This is a genomic window from Kitasatospora dryopteridis (genome assembly GCF_050749075.1).
Taxonomy (GTDB): domain Bacteria; phylum Actinomycetota; class Actinomycetes; order Streptomycetales; family Streptomycetaceae; genus Kitasatospora.
The window spans coordinates 7,917,584-7,939,515 of the sequence record NZ_CP192749.1 but is presented as its reverse complement, the minus strand read 5'-3'; the positions used below and the strand labels follow the sequence as shown (position 1 = coordinate 7,939,515).

18 protein-coding genes and 1 pseudogene are annotated in these 21,932 nt (G+C 74.7%); 10 read left to right on the top strand and 9 right to left on the bottom strand.

What is annotated here, in order from left to right:
- Positions 1–2 precede the first annotated feature (2 nt).
- The 4 genes from ACQ614_RS36250 (at position 3) to ACQ614_RS36235 (ending at position 3,699) form a co-directional block, all read left to right on the top strand.
- Complete coding sequence (locus ACQ614_RS36250) at positions 3–764, top strand: SDR family NAD(P)-dependent oxidoreductase (RefSeq protein WP_431683368.1); 762 nt, start codon at positions 3–5, stop codon at positions 762–764.
- Positions 765–870: 106 nt separating this feature from the next.
- Positions 871–1,830, top strand: coding sequence for an aromatase/cyclase (locus ACQ614_RS36245; protein ID WP_431683367.1), 960 nt, complete (start codon positions 871–873; stop codon positions 1,828–1,830).
- Positions 1,814–3,418, top strand: a complete 1,605-nt coding sequence (locus ACQ614_RS36240; RefSeq protein WP_431683366.1) for a class I adenylate-forming enzyme family protein — start codon at positions 1,814–1,816, stop codon at positions 3,416–3,418. Before ACQ614_RS36245 ends, ACQ614_RS36240 begins: the two co-directional genes overlap by 17 nt.
- A complete protein-coding gene (locus ACQ614_RS36235; protein WP_431683365.1) occupies positions 3,415–3,699 on the top strand; it encodes an antibiotic biosynthesis monooxygenase family protein in 285 nt (94 codons plus the stop codon). Before ACQ614_RS36240 ends, ACQ614_RS36235 begins: the two co-directional genes overlap by 4 nt.
- A gap of 82 nt (positions 3,700–3,781) precedes the next feature.
- On the opposite strand, the gene ACQ614_RS36230 is transcribed toward ACQ614_RS36235, so the two are convergent.
- Positions 3,782–4,018 carry a DUF6059 family protein gene (locus ACQ614_RS36230; RefSeq protein ID WP_431683364.1) on the bottom strand — a complete coding sequence of 79 codons (237 nt, stop codon included), beginning with the start codon at positions 4,016–4,018 and terminating at the stop codon, positions 3,782–3,784.
- Here ACQ614_RS36230 and ACQ614_RS36225 point away from each other — a divergent pair.
- Positions 3,930–4,388, top strand: a pseudogene (locus ACQ614_RS36225) (transposase); the annotation flags it as partial. The gene ACQ614_RS36230 and the pseudogene ACQ614_RS36225 overlap by 89 nt on opposite strands.
- A gap of 130 nt (positions 4,389–4,518) precedes the next feature.
- Here ACQ614_RS36225 and ACQ614_RS36220 read toward each other — a convergent pair.
- The 4 genes from ACQ614_RS36220 to ACQ614_RS36205 form a co-directional block, all read right to left on the bottom strand.
- Positions 4,519–6,132 carry an alpha-amylase family glycosyl hydrolase gene (locus ACQ614_RS36220; protein WP_431683363.1) on the bottom strand — a complete coding sequence of 538 codons (1,614 nt, stop codon included), beginning with the start codon at positions 6,130–6,132 and terminating at the stop codon, positions 4,519–4,521.
- A gap of 106 nt (positions 6,133–6,238) precedes the next feature.
- On the bottom strand, positions 6,239–6,877 hold the full coding sequence (locus ACQ614_RS36215) for an MFS transporter (protein WP_431683362.1): 639 nt from the start codon (positions 6,875–6,877) through the stop codon (positions 6,239–6,241).
- 137 nt (positions 6,878–7,014) lie between these two features.
- Positions 7,015–7,734, bottom strand: a complete 720-nt coding sequence (locus ACQ614_RS36210) for an LmeA family phospholipid-binding protein (RefSeq protein ID WP_431683361.1) — start codon at positions 7,732–7,734, stop codon at positions 7,015–7,017.
- On the bottom strand, positions 7,731–10,034 hold the full coding sequence (locus ACQ614_RS36205; RefSeq protein WP_431683360.1) for an MMPL family transporter: 2,304 nt from the start codon (positions 10,032–10,034) through the stop codon (positions 7,731–7,733). The genes ACQ614_RS36210 and ACQ614_RS36205 overlap by 4 nt, the downstream gene beginning before the upstream one ends.
- A gap of 128 nt (positions 10,035–10,162) precedes the next feature.
- Between ACQ614_RS36205 and ACQ614_RS36200 the strand changes: the two genes are divergently transcribed.
- Together ACQ614_RS36200 and ACQ614_RS36195 are read left to right on the top strand one after the other, a co-directional pair.
- On the top strand, positions 10,163–10,912 hold the full coding sequence (locus ACQ614_RS36200; protein WP_431683359.1) for a TetR/AcrR family transcriptional regulator: 750 nt from the start codon (positions 10,163–10,165) through the stop codon (positions 10,910–10,912).
- A gap of 130 nt (positions 10,913–11,042) precedes the next feature.
- Entirely contained in the window at positions 11,043–13,493 is a 2,451-nt protein-coding gene (locus ACQ614_RS36195) for a bifunctional serine/threonine-protein kinase/ABC transporter substrate-binding protein (RefSeq protein WP_431683358.1), read from the top strand.
- On the opposite strand, the gene ACQ614_RS36190 is transcribed toward ACQ614_RS36195, so the two are convergent.
- The gene (locus tag ACQ614_RS36190) at positions 13,481–14,533 is read right to left on the bottom strand and encodes a serine hydrolase domain-containing protein (RefSeq protein ID WP_431683357.1); all 1,053 of its coding nucleotides are present in this window, start codon (positions 14,531–14,533) and stop codon (positions 13,481–13,483) included. The two genes, ACQ614_RS36195 and ACQ614_RS36190, sit on opposite strands and share 13 nt — an antisense overlap.
- 312 nt (positions 14,534–14,845) lie before the next feature.
- Here ACQ614_RS36190 and ACQ614_RS36185 point away from each other — a divergent pair, with 312 nt between their 5' ends.
- Genes ACQ614_RS36185 through ACQ614_RS36175 form a run of 3 tightly spaced genes read left to right on the top strand, consistent with a single transcriptional unit; the run spans position 14,846 to position 15,849 of the window.
- Positions 14,846–15,112 carry a DUF6400 family protein gene (locus tag ACQ614_RS36185; protein WP_363487802.1) on the top strand — a complete coding sequence of 89 codons (267 nt, stop codon included), beginning with the start codon at positions 14,846–14,848 and terminating at the stop codon, positions 15,110–15,112.
- On the top strand, positions 15,099–15,404 hold the full coding sequence (locus tag ACQ614_RS36180) for a hypothetical protein (protein ID WP_363487804.1): 306 nt from the start codon (positions 15,099–15,101) through the stop codon (positions 15,402–15,404). The genes ACQ614_RS36185 and ACQ614_RS36180 overlap by 14 nt, the downstream gene beginning before the upstream one ends.
- Positions 15,405–15,447: 43 nt before the next feature.
- A complete protein-coding gene (locus ACQ614_RS36175) occupies positions 15,448–15,849 on the top strand; it encodes a PPOX class F420-dependent oxidoreductase (protein ID WP_431683356.1) in 402 nt (133 codons plus the stop codon).
- 31 nt (positions 15,850–15,880) lie between these two features.
- Here the strand turns inward: ACQ614_RS36175 and ACQ614_RS36170 are convergent, their stop codons facing one another.
- The 3 genes from ACQ614_RS36170 to ACQ614_RS36160 form a co-directional block, all read right to left on the bottom strand.
- Positions 15,881–16,564, bottom strand: a complete 684-nt coding sequence (locus tag ACQ614_RS36170; RefSeq protein WP_431683355.1) for a response regulator — start codon at positions 16,562–16,564, stop codon at positions 15,881–15,883.
- 41 nt (positions 16,565–16,605) lie between these two features.
- Complete coding sequence (locus ACQ614_RS36165) at positions 16,606–19,161, bottom strand: ATP-binding protein (protein WP_431683354.1); 2,556 nt, start codon at positions 19,159–19,161, stop codon at positions 16,606–16,608.
- A 395-nt stretch (positions 19,162–19,556) separates the two neighbouring features.
- Complete coding sequence (locus ACQ614_RS36160) at positions 19,557–21,890, bottom strand: AbfB domain-containing protein (RefSeq protein ID WP_431683353.1); 2,334 nt, start codon at positions 21,888–21,890, stop codon at positions 19,557–19,559.
- Positions 21,891–21,932 lie beyond the last annotated feature (42 nt).

Here is a 21,932-nt window from a genome sequence, read left to right as displayed (position 1 = left end):
CCGTGGACCTCGGACTCACCGACCGGACCGTCCTGGTCACCGGCGCCTCGGCCGGCATCGGCCGGCACACCGCCCGGGCGTTCGCCGCCGAGGGCGCCCGGGTGGCGATCACGTACCGCACGGGCGGGGAGCGGGCGCGGGCCCTCGCCGAGAAGCTCGGCGCCGCCGCGGGCCGGGCCCTCGCCGTGCCGTACGACCTGGGCGACCCGTCCTCCGTCGATGCGGCGCTCGCCGAGGTCGAACGGTGCTGGGGCGGCGTCGACGTCCTCGTCGCCAACGCGCTCCGCCGCGGCCGGCGCCGCCCGCCCGGCAGCCGCACCGAACAGGTGCCGGCCGGGGAGTGGCAGCCGCTGCTGCGGGACAACCTGGAGCAGACCCTGCGCACCGTCCAGCTGGTGCTGCCCGGGATGCGCGCCCGCGGGTGGGGCCGGGTGGCCCTGCTCTCCTCCCACCTCGCCCGGGACGGCGCCCCCGGGCAGGAGTTCTACGCCGCGGGCAAGGCCGCCCTGCACGGCTTCGCCCGCAGCCTCGCCTGGGACGCCGGGCCGGACGGCGTGCTGGTCAACGTGGTCAGCCCCGGCCTGACACGCACCGACGGCGTCCTCGCCGACCTGCCTGCCGAGGTCCGCGAACGCGAGACCCTCCGCACGCCGACCGGGCGGCTCAGCACGCCCGACGACGTGGCGCGCACGATCGCCTTCCTGTGCTCCGCCGCGAACGGCAACATCACCGGCTCCGTCGTCGACGTCTCCGGCGGACGCTGACCGGCGGCCCCGCCCGGCCCCGGACTCAGCACCGCCGGCCCCGAACCCGCGGGCCCCGCACGGCCCGTGACCTTTTGGAACCAGATCCGTCGAGAGGAAACACAGCATGTCGACCACGCACACCGTCCGGCACAACGCGATCGTCCGGGCACCGGCCGGGCTCTGCTTCGACCTGACGGCGGACCTCGCCGCCTGGGTGCAGCACTTCGGCCCCGCCGTGCACGGCGAGGTCCTCGAGGAGGACGCCGACGGCACCCAGCTGGTGCGCCGCTGGGCGCTGACCGGCGGCACCGGCGTGCACGCGTGGGACGCCCGCCGCCGGCTCGACCGCGCGAACCTGCGGATCGCGCTGGAGCAGGTGGCGCCGCCGGCGCCGCTCGAGTCCGCCACCGCCACCTGGACGTTCACCCCGCACGGCGACGGTGCGACCGCGGTGGAGCTCGTCCACACCTTCACCGTCGCCGGCGACGACCCCGAGGCGGTGGCCCGGACGACGGCGGAGCACGAGGAGCGCGCCCCCGCCCAGGTGGAGTCGCTGCGCGGGACCGCCGAGCAGTGGGGCGACCTGGAGCCCCGGGTCATCTCCTTCGAGGACCCGCTGTTCATCGGCGGCCGGCTGGAGGACGTCTACGAGTTCCTGTACGCGGCCGACCGGTGGCCCGAGCGGGTCCCGCACGTCACCAAGCTCGACATGACCGAGGACACCCCCGGCATCCAGTTCTTCGACATGCACACCCACACCCCGGACGGGAGCGAGCACACCACCCGGTCCGTCCGGGTCTGCCTGCCCGAGATCAACAAGATCGTCTACAAGCAGATCAACCTCCCGGCCCTGCTGGACGGCCACACCGGCCACTGGGTGTTCGAGGAGACCCCGGAGGGCGTCATCGCCAGGGCCCGGCACACCGCCACCGTCAAGCCCTCCGCCCTGCACCTGCTCGGCGAGGGCACCACGGTCGCCGACGCCCGCGCCTACCTGCGCCGGGTGCTCAGCACCAACAGCCTGCAGACCCTGCGCTACGCCCAGCAGTTCGCCGAGGAGCGCCTCCGTGCGGCCCGCTGCTGACACCGTGGTCGGCCCGGCCCCCGCCACCGGTCCCGACCTCCGGCTCGACGGCCTGGTGCCCGACCTCCCGCTCGACGGCCTGCTGCGCCGGGCCGCGGCCGAGGCCCCCGACCGGGTCGCCGTCCGCACGCCGCTCGGCGACACGACCTACGCGGACCTCGACGCCGAGGTGGACACCGCGGCCGGCGCGCTCACCGCGGCGGTCGGCCGGACCGGTGCGGTGGTGGGCGTGGTGGCGAGCCTGGACGTGCCGTTCGTGGTCGCCTACTACGGCGCCGTCCGGGCCGGCCACACGGTGGCCGTCGTCAACCCGCTGATGGGCGACGACGCGATGGTCCACGCCCTCGGCACGGCGGAGGTGGCCGTGGTGGTCGCCCCGCCGCACGTCGCCGAACGGCTGGAGCGGCTGCGCCCGCGGCTGCCGGGGCTGGGCGGGGTGATCACCGCCGAGCGGCTGCCCATCGGGCTGCTGCCGCCCGGCGAACGCGACCCGGCGCCCGACCTCGACTCGGTGGCGTGCATCCAGTTCACCAGCGGCACCACCGGCGACCCGAAGGCCGTGCAACTGACGCACCGCAACCTGGTGACCAACGCGGCGCAGATCGCCGCCGTGCACGCCCTGGACGGCGACTCCGTCACCGTCAACCACCTGCCGCTGTACCACCCCATGCACCTCAACTCGGCCGTGTACGCGGCGGCGACGCAGGTGCTCTGCCCCGACTCGGCGCCCACCGCCGCCGTCGCGGCGGCCAACCGGCACCGGGCCACCCACCTCTACAGCCTGCCGGTCCGCCTCGCCGCCCTGGCCGCCGACCCGGCCCTGGAGGAGCTCGCGCTGGACACCGTCAAGGCGGTGCTGTCCGGCGGGTCCGCGCTGCAGCCGGCCCGGGCCCGGGCGCTCGGCGAGCAGTTCGGCGTCCCGGTGGTGCAGGGCTACGGGCTCGCCGAGACCTCACCGCTGACCCACTGCGAGCTGCCCGCCGACCCCCGCCCGGGCTCGGTCGGCCGGCCCGTCCCCGGAACGGAGTGCCGGGTGGTGGACGTGGACGGCCGGGCCCCGCTGCCGGCCGGGGAACGCGGCGAGGTCCAGGTCCGCGGTCCGCAGCTGATGGCCGGCTACCTGCACGCCGACGGCCCGGCGACCGACGCCGACGGCTGGTTCTCCACCGGCGACGTCGGCTACCAGGACGAGGACGGCCACCTGTTCCTCGTCGACCGGATCAAGGACGTCTTCAAGCACGAGAACTGGCTGGTCTCCCCGACCGAGATCGAGCAGGTCCTGATCCGCCACCCGGCCGTCCTGGACTGCGCCGTCGTCGACCACCCCGAGGCGGCGACGGGCGCGGTGGCGCACGCCTTCGTGGTCCTCGCACCGGGCGCCGGCGCGGCCGCCGACCCGGGCCCCGACCTCGACGAGCTGGCCGCCTTCGTCAACCACCGGCTCCCCTACTACCAGCACGTCAAGTACCTCGACGCGGTCGAACGCATCCCCCGCTCGCCGAACGGCAAGATCCTCCGCCGCAGTCTGCGCGAGGCCGTCGGAGCGTCGGCCTCCCCCTCGGAGCGACCCACAGGAGACAGGACATGATCACGGTCATCAACCGGCTCACGGTGCACGGCGACGTCGAGACGTTCCGGAAGGTCCTCACCGGCATCACCGAGCACATGAGCAGCCAGCCCGGCTTCCTCAGCCACACCCTGTACCGCTCGACCCGCAGCCCCGAGGTGTTCGTCGAGACGGCGCGCTGGACGGACGCGCAGTCGCACCGGGCGGCGATGAGCGCCGACGCGTTCCGCGAGAAGGTCCGCGACCTCGGCAGCCTCGCCACCCCGGAACCCGACGTGTTCGAGACCGTCGAGGAGGACTGACCGGCCCGCGGCCCCGACACGCGACCGCCGCGCCCCCGGATCCCTTCCGGGGGCGCGGCGGTTCGGCCCGGGGCCGCACGGCTCAGGGCTCGCGGGGCCACCCCTGCGGGAAGAGCTCCACCGCCAGCGCCCGCTCCAACGGGGTGAGTGCGAGGTCGGGGCGCAGCCGCTCCGGGTGCCGACCGGACGGGCCCCGCCCGGAGGCCGCGTCCGGGAACAGCCCGCAGACCATGATCCCCCCGGACGCCATCAGCCCCCGGGCCACGAACCTCAGCAGGCGTTCGGGCCACCGCCTGCGCTGCGCGGAACTCTGCTCCACCGGTACCTCCCGAGGCTCGACCGTCGCGGTGTGCAGGCCCGATCCTCCGACCGCCCCCTCGCGGTCGCCTCGAAGCACGATCGCGGCGCCCCGGGAGCCACCCGGACGGGCGAGGGAGGCGACCCGATGGCACCGCGCGCAGGCGGAGTGGTGTCAGAACCACGGCCGGACCGGTGGCCCGTGGTCCCCGCGTCGGACCGGACCCGGTCGACCTGCCCGCCGCTCGAACGCGTCGGCATTCGCCGCCCTGTGCGGCGCCGGCCCGATCGAGGAGCCCTCCGGGAAGACCCGGCGCGGGCACCTCAACCGCGGCGGCGACCGGCAGGCGAACTCCGCGCTCTGCACCATCGTGCCGGCCCGCCTCCGCCGGGACGCCCGCACCCGCGGCTGCGTCGGACGACGCATCGCCGAAGGCAGGACCCGACGCGAAGCCCTCCGCTGCCTCAAACGCCACGTCGCCCGCGAGATCCACCGCCTCGGTGGCCCCGCCGGCCACGGCCTCACTCCTCCGCGCGGAGCTCGAAGACCCCGTACGAGAAGCCCTCGGCGACGACCCGGGAGCCGGCCACGGTCACCCGGTCGACCTCCAGCGGGCGCGGGTCGGCCGGGCGGAGGGCGGTGCCCAGGTCGGCCCCGGCCGGTTCGCGGCGCGGGTTGACCACCACCAGGTGGGTGCCGCCGCGCAGGTAGACGAACGGGTAGCCGCTGTGCAGGACTTCGATCCCCGAGCCGCTCCCGAGGGCCGGGTGCGCGCGGCGCAGCGCGATCAGGCGGCGGACGCGGTGCAGCAGGGAGTCGGGGTCGGCGAGGGCGGCGGCGACGGTCGGGCGGTCGGCGGCCGGGTCGACCGGCAGGTAGAGGCGGTCGGCGGGGGCGGTGGAGAACCCGGCGTTGGGGCCGTCGTCCCACTGCATGGGGGTGCGGGAGCCCTGCCGTACCTGCCCGTCGTCGAGCTGGGCGCCCTCCTTGTCGGGAGTGCCGGGCACGTACCGCATGCCGATCTCGTCGCCGTAGTAGATGGTCGGCAGGGTGGGCCAGGTGAGCTGGAAGGCGAAAGCGGGGGCGGTCATGTCGCGGGTGCGGGTGCCGCAGGCCAGCCGGGAGAAGTCGTGGTTGGCGGTGGGCAGGGCGACGTGCCCGGAGCCGGCGACGGAGGCCGCCGCGGTCTGCCAGGCGGCCAGGAAGGGCTCCATGCTGCCGCCGCCCTCGGGGGCGAAGAAGCACGGGTCGGTGCCCCAGTCCGCGCGGTGGCTGCCCTGGGCGTTGCCCCACAGCGAGCGGAGGGCGTCGCCGACGAAGTGCAGGAAGAAGTCGGCGTGGAAGCCGGCCGGGACGGAGACCGCCGGGTCGCCCCATTCGGCGATGAGGGCGCAGTCCGGGTGGGTCGAGTCGATCCACTCGCGCATCTCGGTCCAGAGCTTGCCGGTCTCGGCCAGCCCCGGGTCGTCCTTGACGAGCGAGAAGGCCATGTCGACGCGGAAGCCGGCGATGCCGCGGTCGAACCAGTACTCCATGATCTCGCGCAGCGCGGCCCGGTTGGCCTGCGGGCCCGGTGCGTCGACGCCCTGCCGCCACGGCTCGTCGGGGTGGGGGCGGGCGTAGCCGAAGTTGAGTGCGGGCTGCACGGGATAGAAGTTGGCGAGGTAGTAGCCCTCGCGGGTGCCCGGTGCGGGGATCCAGTGCGAGACGGGGGTGCCGATCCGGTCCGACCAGATGTACCGGTCGTCGTCGGGGTCGGCCGCGGAGGCCCGGAACCACGGGTGCAGGTGGGAGGTGTGTCCGGCGACGAGGTCGAGCATCACGCGGATGCCGCGGCGGCGGGCCTCCGCGACCAGCCGGACCAGGTCCTCGTTGGTGCCGTAGCGGGGCGCGACCGTGAGGTAGTCGGCGACGTCGTAGCCGGCGTCGCCGAAGGGGGAGGCGAAGCACGGGCTGAACCAGATGACGTCCACCCCCAGCTGCTCGAGGTGGTCCAGGTGGTCGAGGACGCCGGGGAAGTCGCCGATGCCGTCGCCGTCGGAGTCGGCGAAGGTCTGCGGGTAGATCTGGTAGATCACCGCGTCGGCCAGCCAGGCAGGGGTCCGGCGGGCGGGCGGCGGAAGCTGCGGAGTCATCGGAGGCGGTTCTCCTTCGGCACGGCGAAAGGCGAAAGGGGCCTGGACGGCATGCTGCCAGGTGCCTACCCCGCGGGGCCGCCGCCCAAGGCAGACGGGCGTTTCGTCAGCCGACGAGATCGCTCAGGGTGACGTAGCGGACGATCCGGCCGTCGGACGCCTGCATGCCCACGCACCGGTCGCGCCGGTCGAACAGCCAGCCGTTGGCACGGCAGGTCTCGTGCGGGAGGTTCAGGCGGCGGACGATCCCGTCCTGGGAGAGGCCGGCCGTACTGCCGATCACCTGGGTGCGGAAGCAGTTGCCGGAGCCGCAGCCCGCGTCCTGCGAGATCACGGTGAGACCGTCCGGCAGCGGCGGGAGGGCGCTCGCCGGCGGCATGGAGGCGCCGCTGTTCGCCAGGGCGTACAGCAGGCCGCCGGAGAGGGCGAGGACCACCTGGACGGCCAGCAGGCCGGCGGTGCCGCGGCGGTGGTGCGACCACTCCTCCGGACCGGGGCCCTCCTGGGCGCGTTCGACGGCGAGGCCGACGGCGATCAGGGCGGCGGCGGCGAGGGCGAAGAGGAAGTGGGCGTCGGGCCGCGGCACCTCGACCAGGCCGTGCTGGGCCGCCACCAGGAGAACGGCGGCGGCCAGCAGGGCGAAGGCGACTGCGGGGCCGGCCTGGCGGGTGCGGGCGATGCGGCACCAGGCGAAGAGGGGTGCGGCGGCGTAGAGCAGGCCCAGCACGGACCAGGCGACCCACATCAGGAGGAACCTCCGACGACGAACGACAGCAGTACGACCGGGGACGCCCGGCCGCCCCGGCACGGTTCCCCGGGAGGGCCGGTTCCCCGGGAGGGGGTGTCTCCCGGGGTGCCCGACTTCGTCGGCGGGTGGCTGCGTCAGGTGAGGGTGACGCGGCCGGCGCGGGCGTGCACGGTCAGGCCGTTGCCGTCCACGGTGACGGCGTCCGCGGCGAGGCCGGCGGGCAGGTCGGGCAGCGGCCGGTCGCGGTCCCGGAAGACGGCGGCGAACCGGCCGTCGGCCGGGTCGAGCGGGCGGCCGGCCAGGGTCGCGGACACCGGGCGGATGCCCACCGTGCCGTCGGCGAGCCGGACTTCGGCGGTGACGTCGAGCGGCAGGCCGAGGACGGTGCGGGTGAGGCGGAGCCGTCCGTGGTCCGCGGCCACCGAGGTGTCCTGCCCGACCGCGGAGGCCAGGGCGTCGAGCGGGACGGTGAAACGGGCGTCCGCCTTCGCCGCCGTGTAGCGGCCGGACCGCTCGGTGACGTCCCGCAGGCCGACGGCGGCTTCGACCGGCAGCCCGGAGGCGGCGACGGCGTCCGCCCGGATCTGCACGGTGGGGAAGCTGCCGCGGGCCGCGTCCACCAGGAACGGGAACCCGCCGAGCGTCACCTGCGGTGTGCCGGTGACGGCAGGCTGCCGTGCGGCGAGGCGGTGTGCCAGCCGGTCCTCGGCAGCGCCGGCGGCCACCCGGTCGGCGCCGAGGGCCGCGGCGGCCAGACCGGCCAGGGCCGCAGCCGCCCACCGGCGGCGGGTGCGGCCACGGGCAACGGGAGCGATCGGGCGCGGCCTGCGGGCGGTGCCCGCCGCGGGCCTCACTGGGCACCTGCCGCGGTCGGGAGGGCGGTGTCCCGGGCCTCGTCGCCGGTGCTCCCGTCGCCGGTGCTCCCGTCGCCGGTGCTCCCGTCGCCGGTGCTCCCGTCGTCGGTGCTCCCGTCGTCGGCGTGCTCGTCCGGGGCGTGGGTGTCGGCGTGCTCGTCGCCCTCGATGTCGATGTGCGGGAGCAGGGCGTCCAGCCACCGCGGGAGCCACCAGTTGCCGCGGCCGAGCAGGACCATGGTGGACGGCACCAGGATGCCCCGTACGACGGTGGCGTCCAGGGCGACCGCGGTGGCCAGGCCGATGCCGAACATCTTGACCACCGGGTCGTCGGAGAGCAGGTAGCTGAGGAAGACGCTGACCATGATCAGGGCCGCCGAGGTGATGATCCGTCCGGTGCCGCCGAGACCCTCGACGACCGCGCGGCGGTTGTCGCCGTGCCGGAGGTGGGCGGAGCGGACGGCGCTGAGCAGGAACACCTCGTAGTCCATGGACAGGCCGAACAGCACGGCGAACATCAGCAGCGGGACGTAGCCGGGGATCGGCACCGGTCCTTCGAGGCCGATCAGCCGGGCGCCGTGGCCGTCCTGGAAGACCGCGGTCAGCAAGCCGTACGCGGCGCCGACGGAGACCAGGTTCATCACGGCGGCCTTGAGCGCGACGATCGGTGCGCGGAAGGCGAGCAGCAGGAGCAGCCCGGCGACGACGAGGACGAAGCCGACGACCAGTGGCATCCGGCCGGAGAGCCGGTCGTTGAGGTCGGCCTGGGCCGCCGGGGTGCCGCCGACGTGGACGGTGTGGCCGGCGCCCGCCACGGCGGGCAGGGTCTCGGCGCGCAGCCGGTGGACGAGGTCGGCGGTGGCCGGGTCGGCCGGGGCGGTGGCGGGGGTGACCTGCCAGCGGACGGTGTGCCGGTCGGCGCCGATCTGCGGCTGCCCCGCCGCGGCGACGCCGGGGGCGGCCTGCAGGGCGCGGGTGACGGCGGTGATGCGCTCGTCGGTGGGGCCGGTCGCCGCCTCGGCGAGGGTGTCGGTGACCAGCAGGGTGCCGTTGACGCCGGGTCCGAAGGCGTCGGCGAGCCGGTCGTACGCGGTGCGGCTCGCGGTGCCCGAGGCGTTGGAGCCGGCGTCGAGCTGACCGAAGGACAGGTGGGCGGCGGGCACTGCGAGGGCGCCGGTCAGGACGGTCGCGGCGAGCAGGAAGCGCCAGGGGCGGGCCGCCACCCGGGCGGCGGTCCGGCCCCAGCCGCGCGGGCCGTCCGCCCCGGCCTCGCCGCTGCGACGGGCGGGCTTCGGCGCCAGGCGGGGCGCGAGCAGCACGAGCACGGCCGGCAGCAGGGTGAGGTTGACGGCGACTGCGACCAGGACGGCGATGCCCGGGGCGAGCGCCAGTGCGTACAGCAGCGGGAGCCCGCCGAGGGCGAGTCCGGCGAGGGCGGCGACGACGGCGCTGCCCGCGAAGGCCACGGCCTTGCCGGAGCCGGCGGTGGTGCGGACGGCCGCCTCCACGCGGTCGGTGCCGGCGGCGAGCAGTTCGCGGAAGCGGGTGAGGCCGAAGAGGGTGTAGTCGATGCCGACGCCGAGGCCGATCATCGCGGCGATGGTCTCCCCGGAGGAGGGCATGTCGACGAGGTGGCCGACCAGGGCGATGGCCGACAGCGCGATGCCGAGGCCGAGGCCGCCGGCCACCAGCGGGAGCCCGGCGGCGACCAGGCCGCCGAGGGCGACGGTGAGGACGACGAAGGCCGCGGCGAGGCCGATCGCCTCGCTGTGCCCGGTGGAGCCCTTGTCCACGGCGGCGGCGAGGTGGCCGCCCGGGGTGACCTCGATGCCGGCCGCGGTGGCGGGTGCGGCGGCCCCGGTGATCCGGTGGGTGATCTCCGGGGTGATGTCGCGTCCGGTGACGTCGAGTTCGACGGAGAGCCAGCCAGTGTGCCCGTCGGCGCTGATCGTCCCGGCGCCGGCCGCGTCGTACGGGGTGGTGACGGCCACGACGTGGTCGACCCCGGCGATGGCGCGGGCGGCGGCGCGTACGGCGTCGGCCGTCGCCGGGTCGGTGAGCGGGGCCGCGCTCGCTGCGGTGTGCAGGACGAGCGGCTGGCGGCCGGAGGCCGACCCGGGGAAGGCCGCGTCGGAGACGTCCCGGGCCGCCTGGCTGTCGCTGCCCGGGATGGACACGGCGTCGGTGGTGACCCGGCCCGCGGCTGCGACCGCGAGCAGGGCCGCGGCCAGGAGCAGCAGCCACGCGGCCACCACCCGCTTCGGTCTCCGGGCGCACCAGCGCCCCACGGTGGCGAACATCGGCGCACCGGCCTTCCGTACGGGACGGGGCGCCTCGACCCCCCGCCAAACTCTTTGCACTCCCCGTGCAATCAATACGTTTGCACTGGCGGTGCAATAATGTCAACGAGGCAGGAGGAGGCCCCGGCATGCCGCAGAACCCCACCCCCGCAGACACCCCGGCGGACGCCGCCGCAGGCACGCCCGCACGGAAGGCCGCACCGGCCGCGGACGGCCGCACCGAGCGGGGGCGCCAGACCCGCGAGAAGATCGCCGACGCCATGCTGTCGCTGCTGGACGAGGGCCAGACCCACTTCCCGGCCGAACGCGTGGCCGAACGGGCCGGCGTGTCACGGCGCCTGGTGTTCCATCACTTCGCGGACATGGCCGAACTGACGGACATCGCGGTCGGCCGGCGGATGGACCAGCTGTACGCACGGATCAGGCCGCTGCCCACCGAGGGACCGCGGGAGACCCGGGTGGCCGCCCTGACCGAGCAGCGCGCCCGCATCCTGGAGTGGCTCACCCCGACCAGGCTCGCCGTCATGCGCCTGGAGAACCCGTCGGACCGGGTCCTGGAGGCCGTCCGGCTGATGCTGGACTTCGGCCGCGTCCGGCTCGCCAAGATCTTCGCCGACGAGCTCGACCGCCTGCCCGAGCAGCACCGGACGGACCTGCTCAACGCCCTCGACGCGGTGACCACCTGGAGCGCCTGGCACCACTGGCGCAGCAGCGGCCTCGACCAGGAGGCGGCCCGGCGCACCATGGGAACGGCCGTGCACGCCCTGCTCGCCGCCACCGACCACGCCGCCACCGACCACACGGACGCCGACCGCCAGGACGCCGACGGCCGGGACCGGCGTGCCGTTCAGGCCCCGGTGGACGGGACCTCGGAATGACCTGCCGTCAGACCCGTTCCGGCCCTCTCACCAGGGCGTAAGGGCGGTCCGTGTACGTTCGGGCGCAGGTCGATCACAGCCCGCGCAAACCCTGTCCGCGCCCGCCACAGGTCCCCCTAGAGTATGGCGCGTGACCCAGGACAATCCGGAGACCGTCGCCGGCCGCTACCAGCTCGTCGAGCGGATCGGGCAGGGCGGAATGGGCCGCGTCTGGCGCGGCACCGACCAGCACCTGTTCGGCCGCGAGGTCGCCGTGAAGGAGATCCTCTTCCCGCCGGGGCTGGAGGACAACGAGCGCAGCATGCTGCTCAGGCGGTTCACCAGCGAGGCCCGGGCCGCGGTCATCCTCAACCACCCCGGCATCATCACCATCCACGACGTGGTGGAGCACAACGGCGCCCCGGTGATCGTCATGGAGTTCGTCCGCGGGCAGTCGCTCGCCGCCGCGATCCGTGAGCAGGGCCGGCTGCCGGTCCGCCGGGTCGCCGAGATCGGCATCACGATGCTCGGCGCCCTGTCCGAGGCGCACCGGGCGGGGATCGTCCACCGCGACATCAAGCCGGACAACGTGCTGCTGACGAAGGACCGGGTGGTCATCACCGACTTCGGCATCGCCCACCTCGCCGACGCCACCACCAAGCTCAGCCACAGCGGCACGATCATCGGCACGCCCCAGTACATGTCGCCGGAGCAGCTCGAGGGCAAGCGGCCCACCGCCGCCAACGACCTCTGGGCACTCGGTGCGACGCTCTACCACGCCGTCGAGGGCCGGCCGCCGTTCGAGGCCGAGGGCCTGCACGCCCTGGCCATCGCCATCTTCACCCAGCCGCACCGGCCGACGTCCGCGGCGGGCCCGCTCGCCCCCGTCCTGGAGGCGCTGCTCACCAAGGACCCGGATCGACGGGCCACCGCCGAGCAGGCCGAGGCACTGCTGGCCGCCGCGCTGCGGAACGCCGACGCCGACCCCGCGCCGGGAGTTCCGGCCGGCACGCCCTCCCCCACGCCGGTGCCGCCCGCCTCACCGGTGCCGCCGGTGCCGACGCCGACCGCCCTGGACGCCGGGGCCGACCCCGAGGTGTACGAGCTGCCGCAGCCGCAGACACCTGCGGAGCAGGCCCGGGTACCGCAGCCGGCGGACCTTCCCACGGACACTCCCCCGGCCCCCGTCCCGGCCCCGCCGGACCTGCCGCCGACCGACCGGATGTGGGGCGGTGTGCTGTTGGGCGGTGCGGCCGGGCCGGACGGCGGCACGCCGGTGCCCGCCGGGGGCGGGCAGCACGAGGATGTGACGGCCGTTCCGGACGGCCGCCCGCCCGCCCGGCAGGGCGCCGCGCGACGGACCACCGTCCTGGCGGTGGCCCTGGCCACCCTCGCCGTGGGCGGCATCCTGACCTGGACCCTCACCCGCGACACCGGCAAGGGCGGTGGCACCGGCGGCTCCGCCGGCAACGACTCGGCGTCCACCACCACCGTGGTGATCGGCCTGGACGCACCGCTCACCGGCGACCTCGCCTCGCTCGGACTCGGCATCAAGAACTCCGCCGACCTGGCGGTGAAGACCGCCAACCAGACCCAGGCGGTGCCCGGCATCACCTTCGAGCTGCAGGCGGTGGACGACCAGGCGCAGCCCGCGGTCGGGCAGCAGAACGCCTCCCGGTTCGTCGCGGACACCAAGGTGCTCGGCGTGGTCGGGCCGCTCAACTCCAGCGTCGCCCAGGCCATGCTGCCCGAGCTCACCACGGCCCGGCTGGTCGACGTCTCCCCCTCCAACACCAACCCGGCGCTCAGTCAGGGCAGCGACTGGGCGAAGGGCACCAAGTCCCGCCCCTACCCGTCGTACTTCCGTGTCGCCACGACGGACGCGATCCAGGGCCCGTTCGCCGCCCGGTACCTCCACCTGGAGGCGAAGAAGTCCAAGCTCTTCGTCATCGACGACCAGAAGACGTACGGCGCGGGCCTGGCCGCGGGCTTCAGGAGCGAGTTCACCCGGATCGGCGGCACCGTCGTCGGCGCGGAGCACATCAACCCGGGCGAGCACGACTTCGCCGCCCTCGCCGCGAAGGTCCGGGGCAGCGGCGCCGACGCGGTCTACTACGGCGGCGAGTACCCGGAGGCGGCACCGCTCTCCCAGGCACTCAAGCAGGCCGGTGCGAACGTGCCGCTGATGGGCGGCGACGGCATCTTCGACGCCTCGTACCCGACCTCGAACAGCAGCACCGAGGGCGACCTGGCCACCTCCATCGGCGCGCTGGCGAGCGAACTCTCCGGCGGGCAGAAGTTCCTCGCCGACTACAAGGCGGCCGGCTACGCCGAGGACGCGGGGATCTTCGGCGGCTACGGCTACGACGCGGCGTGGGCCGTCGTCGAGGCGGTCAAGGCCGTGGTCGCCGCCAACGGCGGCACGCTCCCCTCGGACGCCCGCGCCAAGGTCGCGGACGCCATGGAGGACGTGGCCTTCGACGGCGTCACCGGCCGGGTCGCCTTCGACGAGTACGGCGACACCACCAACCGGCAGCTCACCGTCTACGCCGTCCGCAGCGGCCAGTGGAGCACCGTCAAGACCGGCACCTACGCGCCCTGACCCGGCTTCCGGCCGGACTGCAGGCGGCGCAGCAGGTCGGCGGCGGGCGGGTCGACGTCCCGGGAGGTGTTGCCGAGGACGCCGACCGCGACGCCGGTCTCCGGGTCGAACCCGGCGAAGGAGGCGAAACCGCCGGTGCGGCCGTTGTGCCAGACCTGGAGGTGGCCGCCGTGCCGCGGGTGCAGCCGGTGGGCCATCCAGCCCAGGTGCACCCAGGAGAACGGGCTGGTGCGGTGCTCGGGCCGACGGGTGAGGGCGATCGCCTCGGCCGTGCCGTCCGGTGCCGCACCCAGCTGGGCCTGCAGGAAGGCGGCGATGTCGGCCGCGGTCGAGCGGAGCGCACCGGCGCCGGCGAGCGCGGCGAGGTTCCACGGCGCGGCCGGCCGGCGGCGCGGGTCGTGGCCCTGGGCGAGGCGCCGGGCCCGCTCGGCGTCCACCGTCACCACGGTGTCGGCGAGGCCCAGCGGTGCACAGACCTCCTGCCGGACCAGTTGCTCGTAGTCGGTGCCGGCCCGGTGCGCGAGGGCGAGGCCGAGCAGTCCGGCGCCCAGGTTGGAGTACCGGAAGGTGCGGCCCGGCTCGGACTTGAGCTTCGTACGGGCCAGCCCGCCGAGCAGCGTCCCGGCGGTGCAGCGGGCGTACGGGTCGACGGCGTGCGGGCGCAGCAGTGCCTTCAGTGCCATGCCCTTCGGCAGCCGCGGCAGGCCGGAGGTGTGCATGGCCAGGTGCTGCAGGGTGATCCGGCTGCCGCCGCGCCCGGGCACGGTGCTGCCCGCGGGCAGCACGTCGGCGAGCGGTTCGTCGAGCGCGACCCTGCCGTCGACCGCGGCCCTCGCCAGCGCCAGCGAGGTGAACACCTTGGTCACCGACCCGATCTCGAACAGCGTGTCCGCCCCGGGCCGGCCCCCGGCCGCCCCACCGGCCCGCCCGCTGCCGCGGATCTCCACCACGCCGTCCGCGATCCCGACGACCACCACCCCGACCTGTCCCTCCGCCAGCCGATCGGCGGTCTGCCGGACGAGTTCCCCGAGCTCTCCCATGCCCAGAACCCTATGCCGCCGACTCCCCCCGCCCCGTCCCCCCGCATGAGGAGCCACCCACCCCCCGTTCCTCCGCCAGACGTACACCTGCGGGACTACACCCGGTGACGGATTCAACCCGGTCCGAGTCCTGCCGCACTGAAAAGCCCTCATTCTGCGTTGGCCCCACGGCCTCTGACGGACCGCCGTGAACGCTCCGACAGGGCGGCAATTCGTCTGCGGATCGTCCGGCGATCATTGCGTCTCGGCAGGTGGGACGGGTTGTGCGCAGCATCTTGACAGGGAAGAAAGGGTTACCTAAGTTCTGCTGCCATGTCCCTGCACCGCACCGATGACGCCGACCTTTCCGCCGGGGTGGCGTCCTTCGTTTTCGATGTCACCGCCGACGAGATCCGGCGGCGATCCCTGGCGGCCGCCTCGCTCGGGCCCAACCGGGACATCGCCGAGGAGGAGCGCCGCGAGGCCGAGGCGTACGCCCTGCTGTACTCCGGTCTGGACGCCGAGCAGCAGCGGCTCTACGACGACCTCGTCACGGCGGGCGTGCTGCCGATGGAGGAGCGGGCCGATGCTGCCCATTGACCCGCAGGCCGACATCGGTCGCCGCGCGTGGATCGCCTGCCCCAACTGCGACGACGCCCGCGACTGCGTGCCCTGCGGGGAGCGCCGCTCCTGCTCCGTGCACTGGCGCTACCTGATCTCCAACACGGGGAGCCTGCTGCACCTGCAGTGCCCGGGCTGCACCCACGTGTGGGACCACGAGAGCGGCTTCGGCGCGACCCGCTCCGCCCTCGGCCACGTCCCGCCGCAGCGCCGCGACGAGCCGGCCGCCGAGCCCGCCGCGGGCACCGCACCGGAGCAGGACACCCCGTAGGTGCTTGATCACGGCAACCGCCGCAGGCTCTAGACTGCGCGGCATGAACGCCATGCCGCAGGACAAGCTCGAACGCCTCGTCCGCCTCGCCTCCGGGAGCTACCTGCTGGTCACCACCTACAAGAAGGACGGCACGGCGGTGCCGACCCCGGTGTGGGTGGTGCGGGACGGCGACGCCCTCGGCATCTGGACGGTCTCCGACTCCTGGAAGGTCCGCCGCATCCGCAACCGTGCGGACGTGCTGGTCGGCCCGTGCGACGTCCGCGGCAACCCGACCGGCGAGCAGGTCCCCGGCACCGCCGAGATCCTCGGGCCGGAGAGGACGGCCGCCTACCGCACCCTGCTGCGCCAGAAGTACGGCCTGCTCGGCGTGCTCACCCTGCTCGGCAGCCGCGTCCGCCGCGGCGAGCGAGGCACCCTCGGCATCCGGATCACCCTGGCCTGACCAGACCGGACGGCATGGCAGGGCAGGCAGGTCACGGCTCGAAGCGGTACCCCATGCCCGGCTCGGTGACGAAGTGCCGGGGGCGGGACGGGTCGTCCTCGAGTTTGCGGCGCAGCTGCGCCATGTAGACCCGCAGGTAGTTGGTCTCGGTGCGGTAGGCCGGCCCCCACACCTCCTGGAGCAGCTGCTTCTGGCCGACCAGCCGGCCGGCGTTGCGGACGAGCACCTCCAGCAGGTGCCATTCGGTCGGGGTGAGGCGGACGTCGGCGCCACCGCGGTTCACCTTCTTGGCGGCGAGGTCGACGGTGAAGGAGCCGGCGGTCAGCACGGCCTCGGTGCCGCCCGCCGGTATCGGTTCGGCGCGGCGGACGGCGGCCCGCAGCCGGGCCAGGAACTCGTCCATGCCGAAGGGCTTGGTGACGTAGTCGTCGGCGCCCGCGTCGAGGGCCTCGACCTTCTCGTCGGAGGCCTGCCGGGCGGAGAGCACGATGATCGGGACGCGGGTCCAGCCGCGCAGGCCGCGGATCACCTCGGTGCCGTCCATGTCGGGCAGGCCGAGGTCGAGGACGACCACGTCCGGCGGCCTGGCGGCGGCCGCGGCGAGGGCGGCGGCGCCGTCGTGGGCGGCGTCGACCTCGTACTTCCGTGCCTTGAGGTTGATCACCAGGGCGCGGACGAGCTGGGGTTCGTCGTCCACCACGAGGACCCGGGTCATGGATGTGCGCCGCCTTTCTGCGGTTGCCGGGGAGGGGGTGGTCACGGGGCGGTCGCCGTACGGGCCGGGGCCTTCGGCAGGCCGGGGACGGCGGCTGCGGGGAGGGAGACCACCATGGTCAGGCCGCCGCCGGGGGTGTCCTCGGCGGTGAGCCGGCCGTCCATCGCCTCGGCGAAGCCGCGGGCGACGGCCAGGCCGAGGCCCACGCCGTTGCCGCGCGGTGCGTCGCCGTGCCGCTGGAACGGGGCGAAGATCCGTTCCCGGGCCTCCTCGGGGACGCCGGGGCCGCGGTCGACCACCCGCAGTTCGATCCGGTCGCCGCCGGCGAGCCGCAGCACGTCGGCGCGGACGGCGACCGGGACGCCGGGCGGGCTGTACTTGACGGCGTTCTCCACCAGGTTGGCGACGACCCGCTCCAGCAGGCCGGAGTCGGCCCGCACCAGCGGCAGGTCCTCCGGGACGTCCAGGCGCACGGCCTCGGCGGGCACCCCGGCGAGGGCGAGCGGGACGACCTCGTCCAGGTCGACGTCGCGCTGCAGCGGGGTGACGCTGCCGGTCTGCAGCCGGCTCATGTCGAGCAGGTTGTTGATCAGCAGGTTGAGGCGGTCGGCGCCCTCCTCGATGCCCGCGAGCAGCTCCGCCTCGTCCTCCGGGCTCCAGGCGACGTCCTCGGAGCGCAGCGAGGTGACGGCGGCCTTGATGCCGGCGAGCGGGGTGCGCAGGTCGTGCGAGACGGCGGCGAGCAGGGCGGTGCGGATGCGGTTGGAGTCGGCGAGCCGGCGGGCCTCGGCGGCCTCCTTCGCGAGCCGCTGGCGTTCCAGGACGGCGACGGCCTGGGCGGCGAACGCGCCGAGCACCCGGCGGTCCTCGGCGGGCAGCACCCGGCCGGTGAGCACCAGGGCGAGCCGGTCGCCGACCGGGACGTCGACGGCGGCGTCCTCCGGGCGCCCGGCGGGCCGGTGGCCGACCGCGGCCCTGGTCTGCCAGGGGCCGTGGTCGCCGGCGCGTTCCAGCAGGGCCACCGACTCCATCTGGAAGGTCTCCCGGACCCGCTCGAGCAGTTCGTCGGGGCCGTCGTCGCCGCGCAGCGCACTGCCCGCGAGGAAGGCCAGCGTCTCGGCCTCGGCCCGGCTGCGGGCGGCCTGCTGGGAGCGGCGGGCGGCCAGGTCGACGACGGAGGCGACCGCGATGCCGACGCCGACGAAGACGCCGAGGGCGAGGATGTTGGCCCGGTCGGTGATGGTGAAGGTGTGGGTGGGCGGGGCGAAGTAGTAGTTGAGCAGCAGGGAGCCGACCAGCGCGGAGGCGATCGCCGGGAAGACCCCGCCGGCCAGGGCGGCGCCGACGGTCAGGGTGAGGAAGAGCAGCACCGCGGTGGGCAGGCCGGCGCCGGGGCCGAGGGCGAGCAGCAGGAGGGTGAGCAGCACCGGGCCGAGGCAGCCGAGCAGCCAGCCGGCGGCGGTGCGCAGCCGGCCGAGCTTGACGGGCAGTCGGCCGGGCAGGCCGGGGCGGCCGCGGGCGGCGTGCTCGTGGGTGACCACGTGCACGTCGACGTCGCCGGACTCGCGGATGACGGTGGCGCCGACGCCGGGGGCGAGCAGTGAGCGCCAGGCCGGGCGGCGGCTGGTGCCGACGACGATCTGGGTGGCGTTGACGCCGCGGGCGAAGTCGAGCAGTCCGGCGGGGACGTCCTCGGCGAGGACGGCGTGGTAGGTGCCGCCGAGCTCCTCGACCAGGCGGCGCTGGGCGGCGAGTTCGCCGGGCGGGGCGCCGGGCGGGCCGTCGGGGCGGACGATGTGGACGGCGAGGAGTTCGCTGCCGGAGCCGCGGGCGGCGATCCGGGCGGCGCGGCGGATCAGGGTGCCGCCCTCGGGGCCGCCGGTGAGGCCGACGACGATACGTTCGCGGGCCGGCCAGGTGGCGGCGATGCCCTGCTCGGTGCGGTAGCGCTGGAGGTACTCGTCGACCCGGTCGGCCGTCCAGAGCAGGGCGAGTTCCCGGAGCGCGGTGAGGTTGCCGGGCCGGAAGTAGTGGGAGAGGGCGGCGTCGACCCGGTCGGGCGGGTAGACGTTGCCGTGCGCGAGGCGGCGGCGCAGCGCCTGCGGGGACATGTCGACGAGTTCGATCTGGTCGGCGCGGCGGACGACCTCGTCGGGGACGGTCTCGCGCTGCCGGACGCCGGTGATGCCCTCGACGACGTCGCCGAGCGACTCCAGGTGCTGGATGTTGACGGTGGAGACGACGTCGATGCCGGCGGCGAGCAGCACCTCGACGTCCTCCCAGCGCTTGGCGTGGCGGCTGCCGGGGACGTTGGTGTGGGCGAGTTCGTCGACCAGGGCGACCTCGGGGCGGCGGGCGAGGACGGCGTCGAGGTCCATCTCGGTGAACCGGGCGCCGCGGTACCCGGCCTCCCGGCGGGGGACGGCCTCCAGGCCGTCGAGCAGTTCGGCGGTGCGGGCGCGGCCGTGGTCCTCGACGAGGGCGATCACCACGTCGGTGCCGCGGGCGGCCCTGCGGTGGGCCTCGCCGAGCATGGCGTAGGTCTTGCCCACCCCGGGGGCCGCCCCGAGGTAGATCCGCAGCTTGCCGCGCGCCATGTGCACCATTCTCGTTCCGCTGCGCCCGACTGCTTTCGGACGCCCGTTCGCCGCCTCCGAGCGTAAGTCCCGGCCGGGGCGGAACGCCCGGTTCGTCGGGTTCGGCCGGGATATCCTGGCGCGTTCTTGACGCGGTGGGCGCGGGCGTCGGGTGTCCACAAGGGGGATCGACTCCGGACGGGTGCCACTATTGCATATGACTTGCAAGAGATAAGTAGTTGCGTCAGCATGGGGGCGCGGGGTCGGCCGGTCGGCCGTCCAGGGGCGCGGCGCGTCCTTCCTGACCGACGATCGTCTTCCCAACCGGCGCCCGCCGGGACGCGGCCGATCCCGTACCGCCTGCTGTGCCGCGGCGCCGGCCGGCGGGGTGCTCCCCCGCCGGCCGGCGCTCCGGGTCACGGTGCCCAGGGGCCGTCGACCGACCAGGTGGTGTCGGCGACGAAGCCGGGGGTGTTGCCGTCCCAGGCGTTGGGGCCGCCGTAGGTGGCGATCCACACCTGCGACTCGATGTGGCGCAGGTAGCGGTCCGGGTAGTTGTAGGCGGTGAAGCGGACGCCGCCGGTGCCGGGCCGGGCGCAGAAGGTGGCGTCGGCCTGGTAGAGCGCGCCGCTGCCGGCCTCCCGGTAGACGCGGCTGTCGCGGTGCCGCAGGTACTCCCCCGGGTAGTTGCGGGACTCGAAGGAGTAGCAACTGCCGTCGGCCAGGCCCGGCACGATCTTCCAGGTGGCGTCGGCCTTCAGCAGGGCGCTGCTGCCCGCGTCGACCACGTCGGTGTTGGCGAGGCCGTCGTAGTGCCGCAGGTAGCGGGTGGTGCAGCAGGCGGTGGTGACCCGCAGCGACTTGTAGGCGCCGGTCTGCAGCACCGGGTTGCCCGGGGTGGTGCGGGAGGCGTCGATCAGTGCGAGGTTGGCGCTGCGGACGCGGTTCTGGTCGACCTTGACCACCTGGCGGTCGTAGGTGAGCAGGCCGTTGGCCTCGTTCTCCACGTCGGTGATCTCGGTGTAGACCGAGGCGGAGAGCCCGGCCGGCATCTGGTTGAGCCGGATCGAGTCGAGCAGGCCGGTGAAGCGGTCGTTCAGCGCCGCGGTGCTCGGCTGGTCCTCGTAGCTGAACCCGCCGCCGGGGAACCACTCGTGACCGGCGACGCGCCGGCCGAGGCCGCCGTACTCGCCGAGGACGGCGGCACGGGTGGCGGAGGGCTGGGTGGCGCCGGGGCCGACGTAGACGTGGTTGTCGACCACGTCGCCGTTGCCGCCGTCGACCGAGCCGCAGCAGTTGACGCCGCTCATGTTGTCGACCAGCCGGGACGGGTCGTACGCCTTCACGTCGTTGGCGATCCGGGCCTGGTCGTACTGGCCCCAGCCCTCGTTCTCGTCGACCCAGAGGACCAGTGCGGGCGAGCTGCGGTGCTGGTCGATGATCCGGTGGTACTCGGCCTCCCACTGGGTGCGGGCGGCGGCGTCCGGGGTGCGGGTGTCCATCGCGGGCATGTCCTGCCAGACCAGCAGGCCGAGCCGGTCGGCCCAGTAGAACCAGCGCTGCGGCTCGACCTTGATGTGCTTGCGGACCATGTTGAAGCCCAGGTCCTTGTGCTTCTGCAGGTCGAAGCGGAGCGCCTCGTCGGTGGGCGCGGTGTAGATGCCGTCCGGCCAGTAGCCCTGGTCGAGGGTGCCGGTCTGGAAGACGAACCGGCCGTTCAGCACGGGCCGCTTGACGCCGTTGACGGTGGCGACGGCGATCGACCGCATGCCGGTGTAGCTGCCCACGGAGTCGGCGGTGGCCGAGCCGGAGACGAGGTCGGCGCGGACGTCGTAGAGGAACGGGTCCTCCGGCGTCCACAGGTGCGGGTCGGGCACGGCGACGGAGAAGGTGCTGCCGACCGGGCCGGTGACGGTGGCCACGGTGGTGCCGCCGGTGGAGACGGTGATCCGGGCGCTGTGGCCGCCGGCGTTCTCGCCGAGCACGGTCACCCGCAGGGTGTTGTCGGCGAGGCTGGGCACCAGGTCGAGCCGGGTGATGTTGGCGGTGGCGACCGGCTCCAGCCAGACGGTCTGCCAGATGCCGGACGCGGCGGTGTAGAAGATGCCGCCGCCGGAGTGCGGGAGCACGCCGTTGGTGTTGCGCTGCTTGCCGACCGCGCCGCCGCCGGTCTGGCTCGGGTCCCAGACCGAGACCACGATCTCGTTGGTGCCGCCGCCCAGGTACGGGGTGATGTCGTAGGAGAAGGCGTCGTAGCCGCCGCTGTGCACCGCGCCGACCTGGCTCCCGTTGACCCAGACGGTGGTCTGCCAGTCGGAGGCGCCGAAGTTGAGCTTCACCCGGCGGCCGTTCCAGTCGGCCGGCACGGTGAAGGTGCGCTTGTACCAGAGCCGGTCGTTCTGGGTGATCCGGCGCTGGATGCCGGAGAGGGCGGACTCCGCGGCGAACGGCACCCGGATCTGCTCGCCGAACACCGCGGGCCGGCCCGCGGTGGCGGCGGTCACCGCGAAGTCCCAGATGCCGTTGAGGTTGGCCCAGTCGGGGCGGGTCAGCTGCGGGCGCGGGTACTCCGGCAGCGGACGGTCCACGGACACCTGGGACGTCCACGGGGTGGTCATCGGCGGGGACTTGGGCGTCCATGCGGCGGCCCTCGCCTCCGGGACGCCGGCGGCGAGCAGGCCGGCGACCGCCAGGGCGAGCACGGTGAGCAGAGTGGTGAGCCGGTGCAGGGCACGCGGTGGTGCGGACATGCGGGATCTCCTCCGGTACGGGTGGGGGTGGGGCGGAGGGTG

What these genes read in the sequence shown, in the direction of transcription:
- ACQ614_RS36245 (WP_431683367.1), top strand. Translation starts at nt 871, where the DNA reads ATGTCGACCACGCACACCGTCCGGCACAACGCGATCGTCCGGGCACCG.
- ACQ614_RS36235 (WP_431683365.1), top strand. Translation starts at nt 3,415, where the DNA reads ATGATCACGGTCATCAACCGGCTCACGGTGCACGGCGACGTCGAGACG.
- ACQ614_RS36220 (WP_431683363.1), bottom strand. Translation starts at nt 6,132, where the DNA reads ATGACTCCGCAGCTTCCGCCGCCCGCCCGCCGGACCCCTGCCTGGCTG.
- ACQ614_RS36215 (WP_431683362.1), bottom strand. Translation starts at nt 6,877, where the DNA reads ATGTGGGTCGCCTGGTCCGTGCTGGGCCTGCTCTACGCCGCCGCACCC.
- ACQ614_RS36205 (WP_431683360.1), bottom strand. Translation starts at nt 10,034, where the DNA reads ATGTTCGCCACCGTGGGGCGCTGGTGCGCCCGGAGACCGAAGCGGGTG.
- ACQ614_RS36200 (WP_431683359.1), top strand. Translation starts at nt 10,163, where the DNA reads ATGCCGCAGAACCCCACCCCCGCAGACACCCCGGCGGACGCCGCCGCA.
- ACQ614_RS36190 (WP_431683357.1), bottom strand. Translation starts at nt 14,533, where the DNA reads ATGGGAGAGCTCGGGGAACTCGTCCGGCAGACCGCCGATCGGCTGGCG.
- ACQ614_RS36185 (WP_363487802.1), top strand. Translation starts at nt 14,846, where the DNA reads ATGTCCCTGCACCGCACCGATGACGCCGACCTTTCCGCCGGGGTGGCG.
- ACQ614_RS36180 (WP_363487804.1), top strand. Translation starts at nt 15,099, where the DNA reads ATGCTGCCCATTGACCCGCAGGCCGACATCGGTCGCCGCGCGTGGATC.
- ACQ614_RS36175 (WP_431683356.1), top strand. Translation starts at nt 15,448, where the DNA reads ATGAACGCCATGCCGCAGGACAAGCTCGAACGCCTCGTCCGCCTCGCC.
- ACQ614_RS36170 (WP_431683355.1), bottom strand. Translation starts at nt 16,564, where the DNA reads ATGACCCGGGTCCTCGTGGTGGACGACGAACCCCAGCTCGTCCGCGCC.
- ACQ614_RS36165 (WP_431683354.1), bottom strand. Translation starts at nt 19,161, where the DNA reads ATGGCGCGCGGCAAGCTGCGGATCTACCTCGGGGCGGCCCCCGGGGTG.
- ACQ614_RS36160 (WP_431683353.1), bottom strand. Translation starts at nt 21,890, where the DNA reads ATGTCCGCACCACCGCGTGCCCTGCACCGGCTCACCACTCTGCTCACC.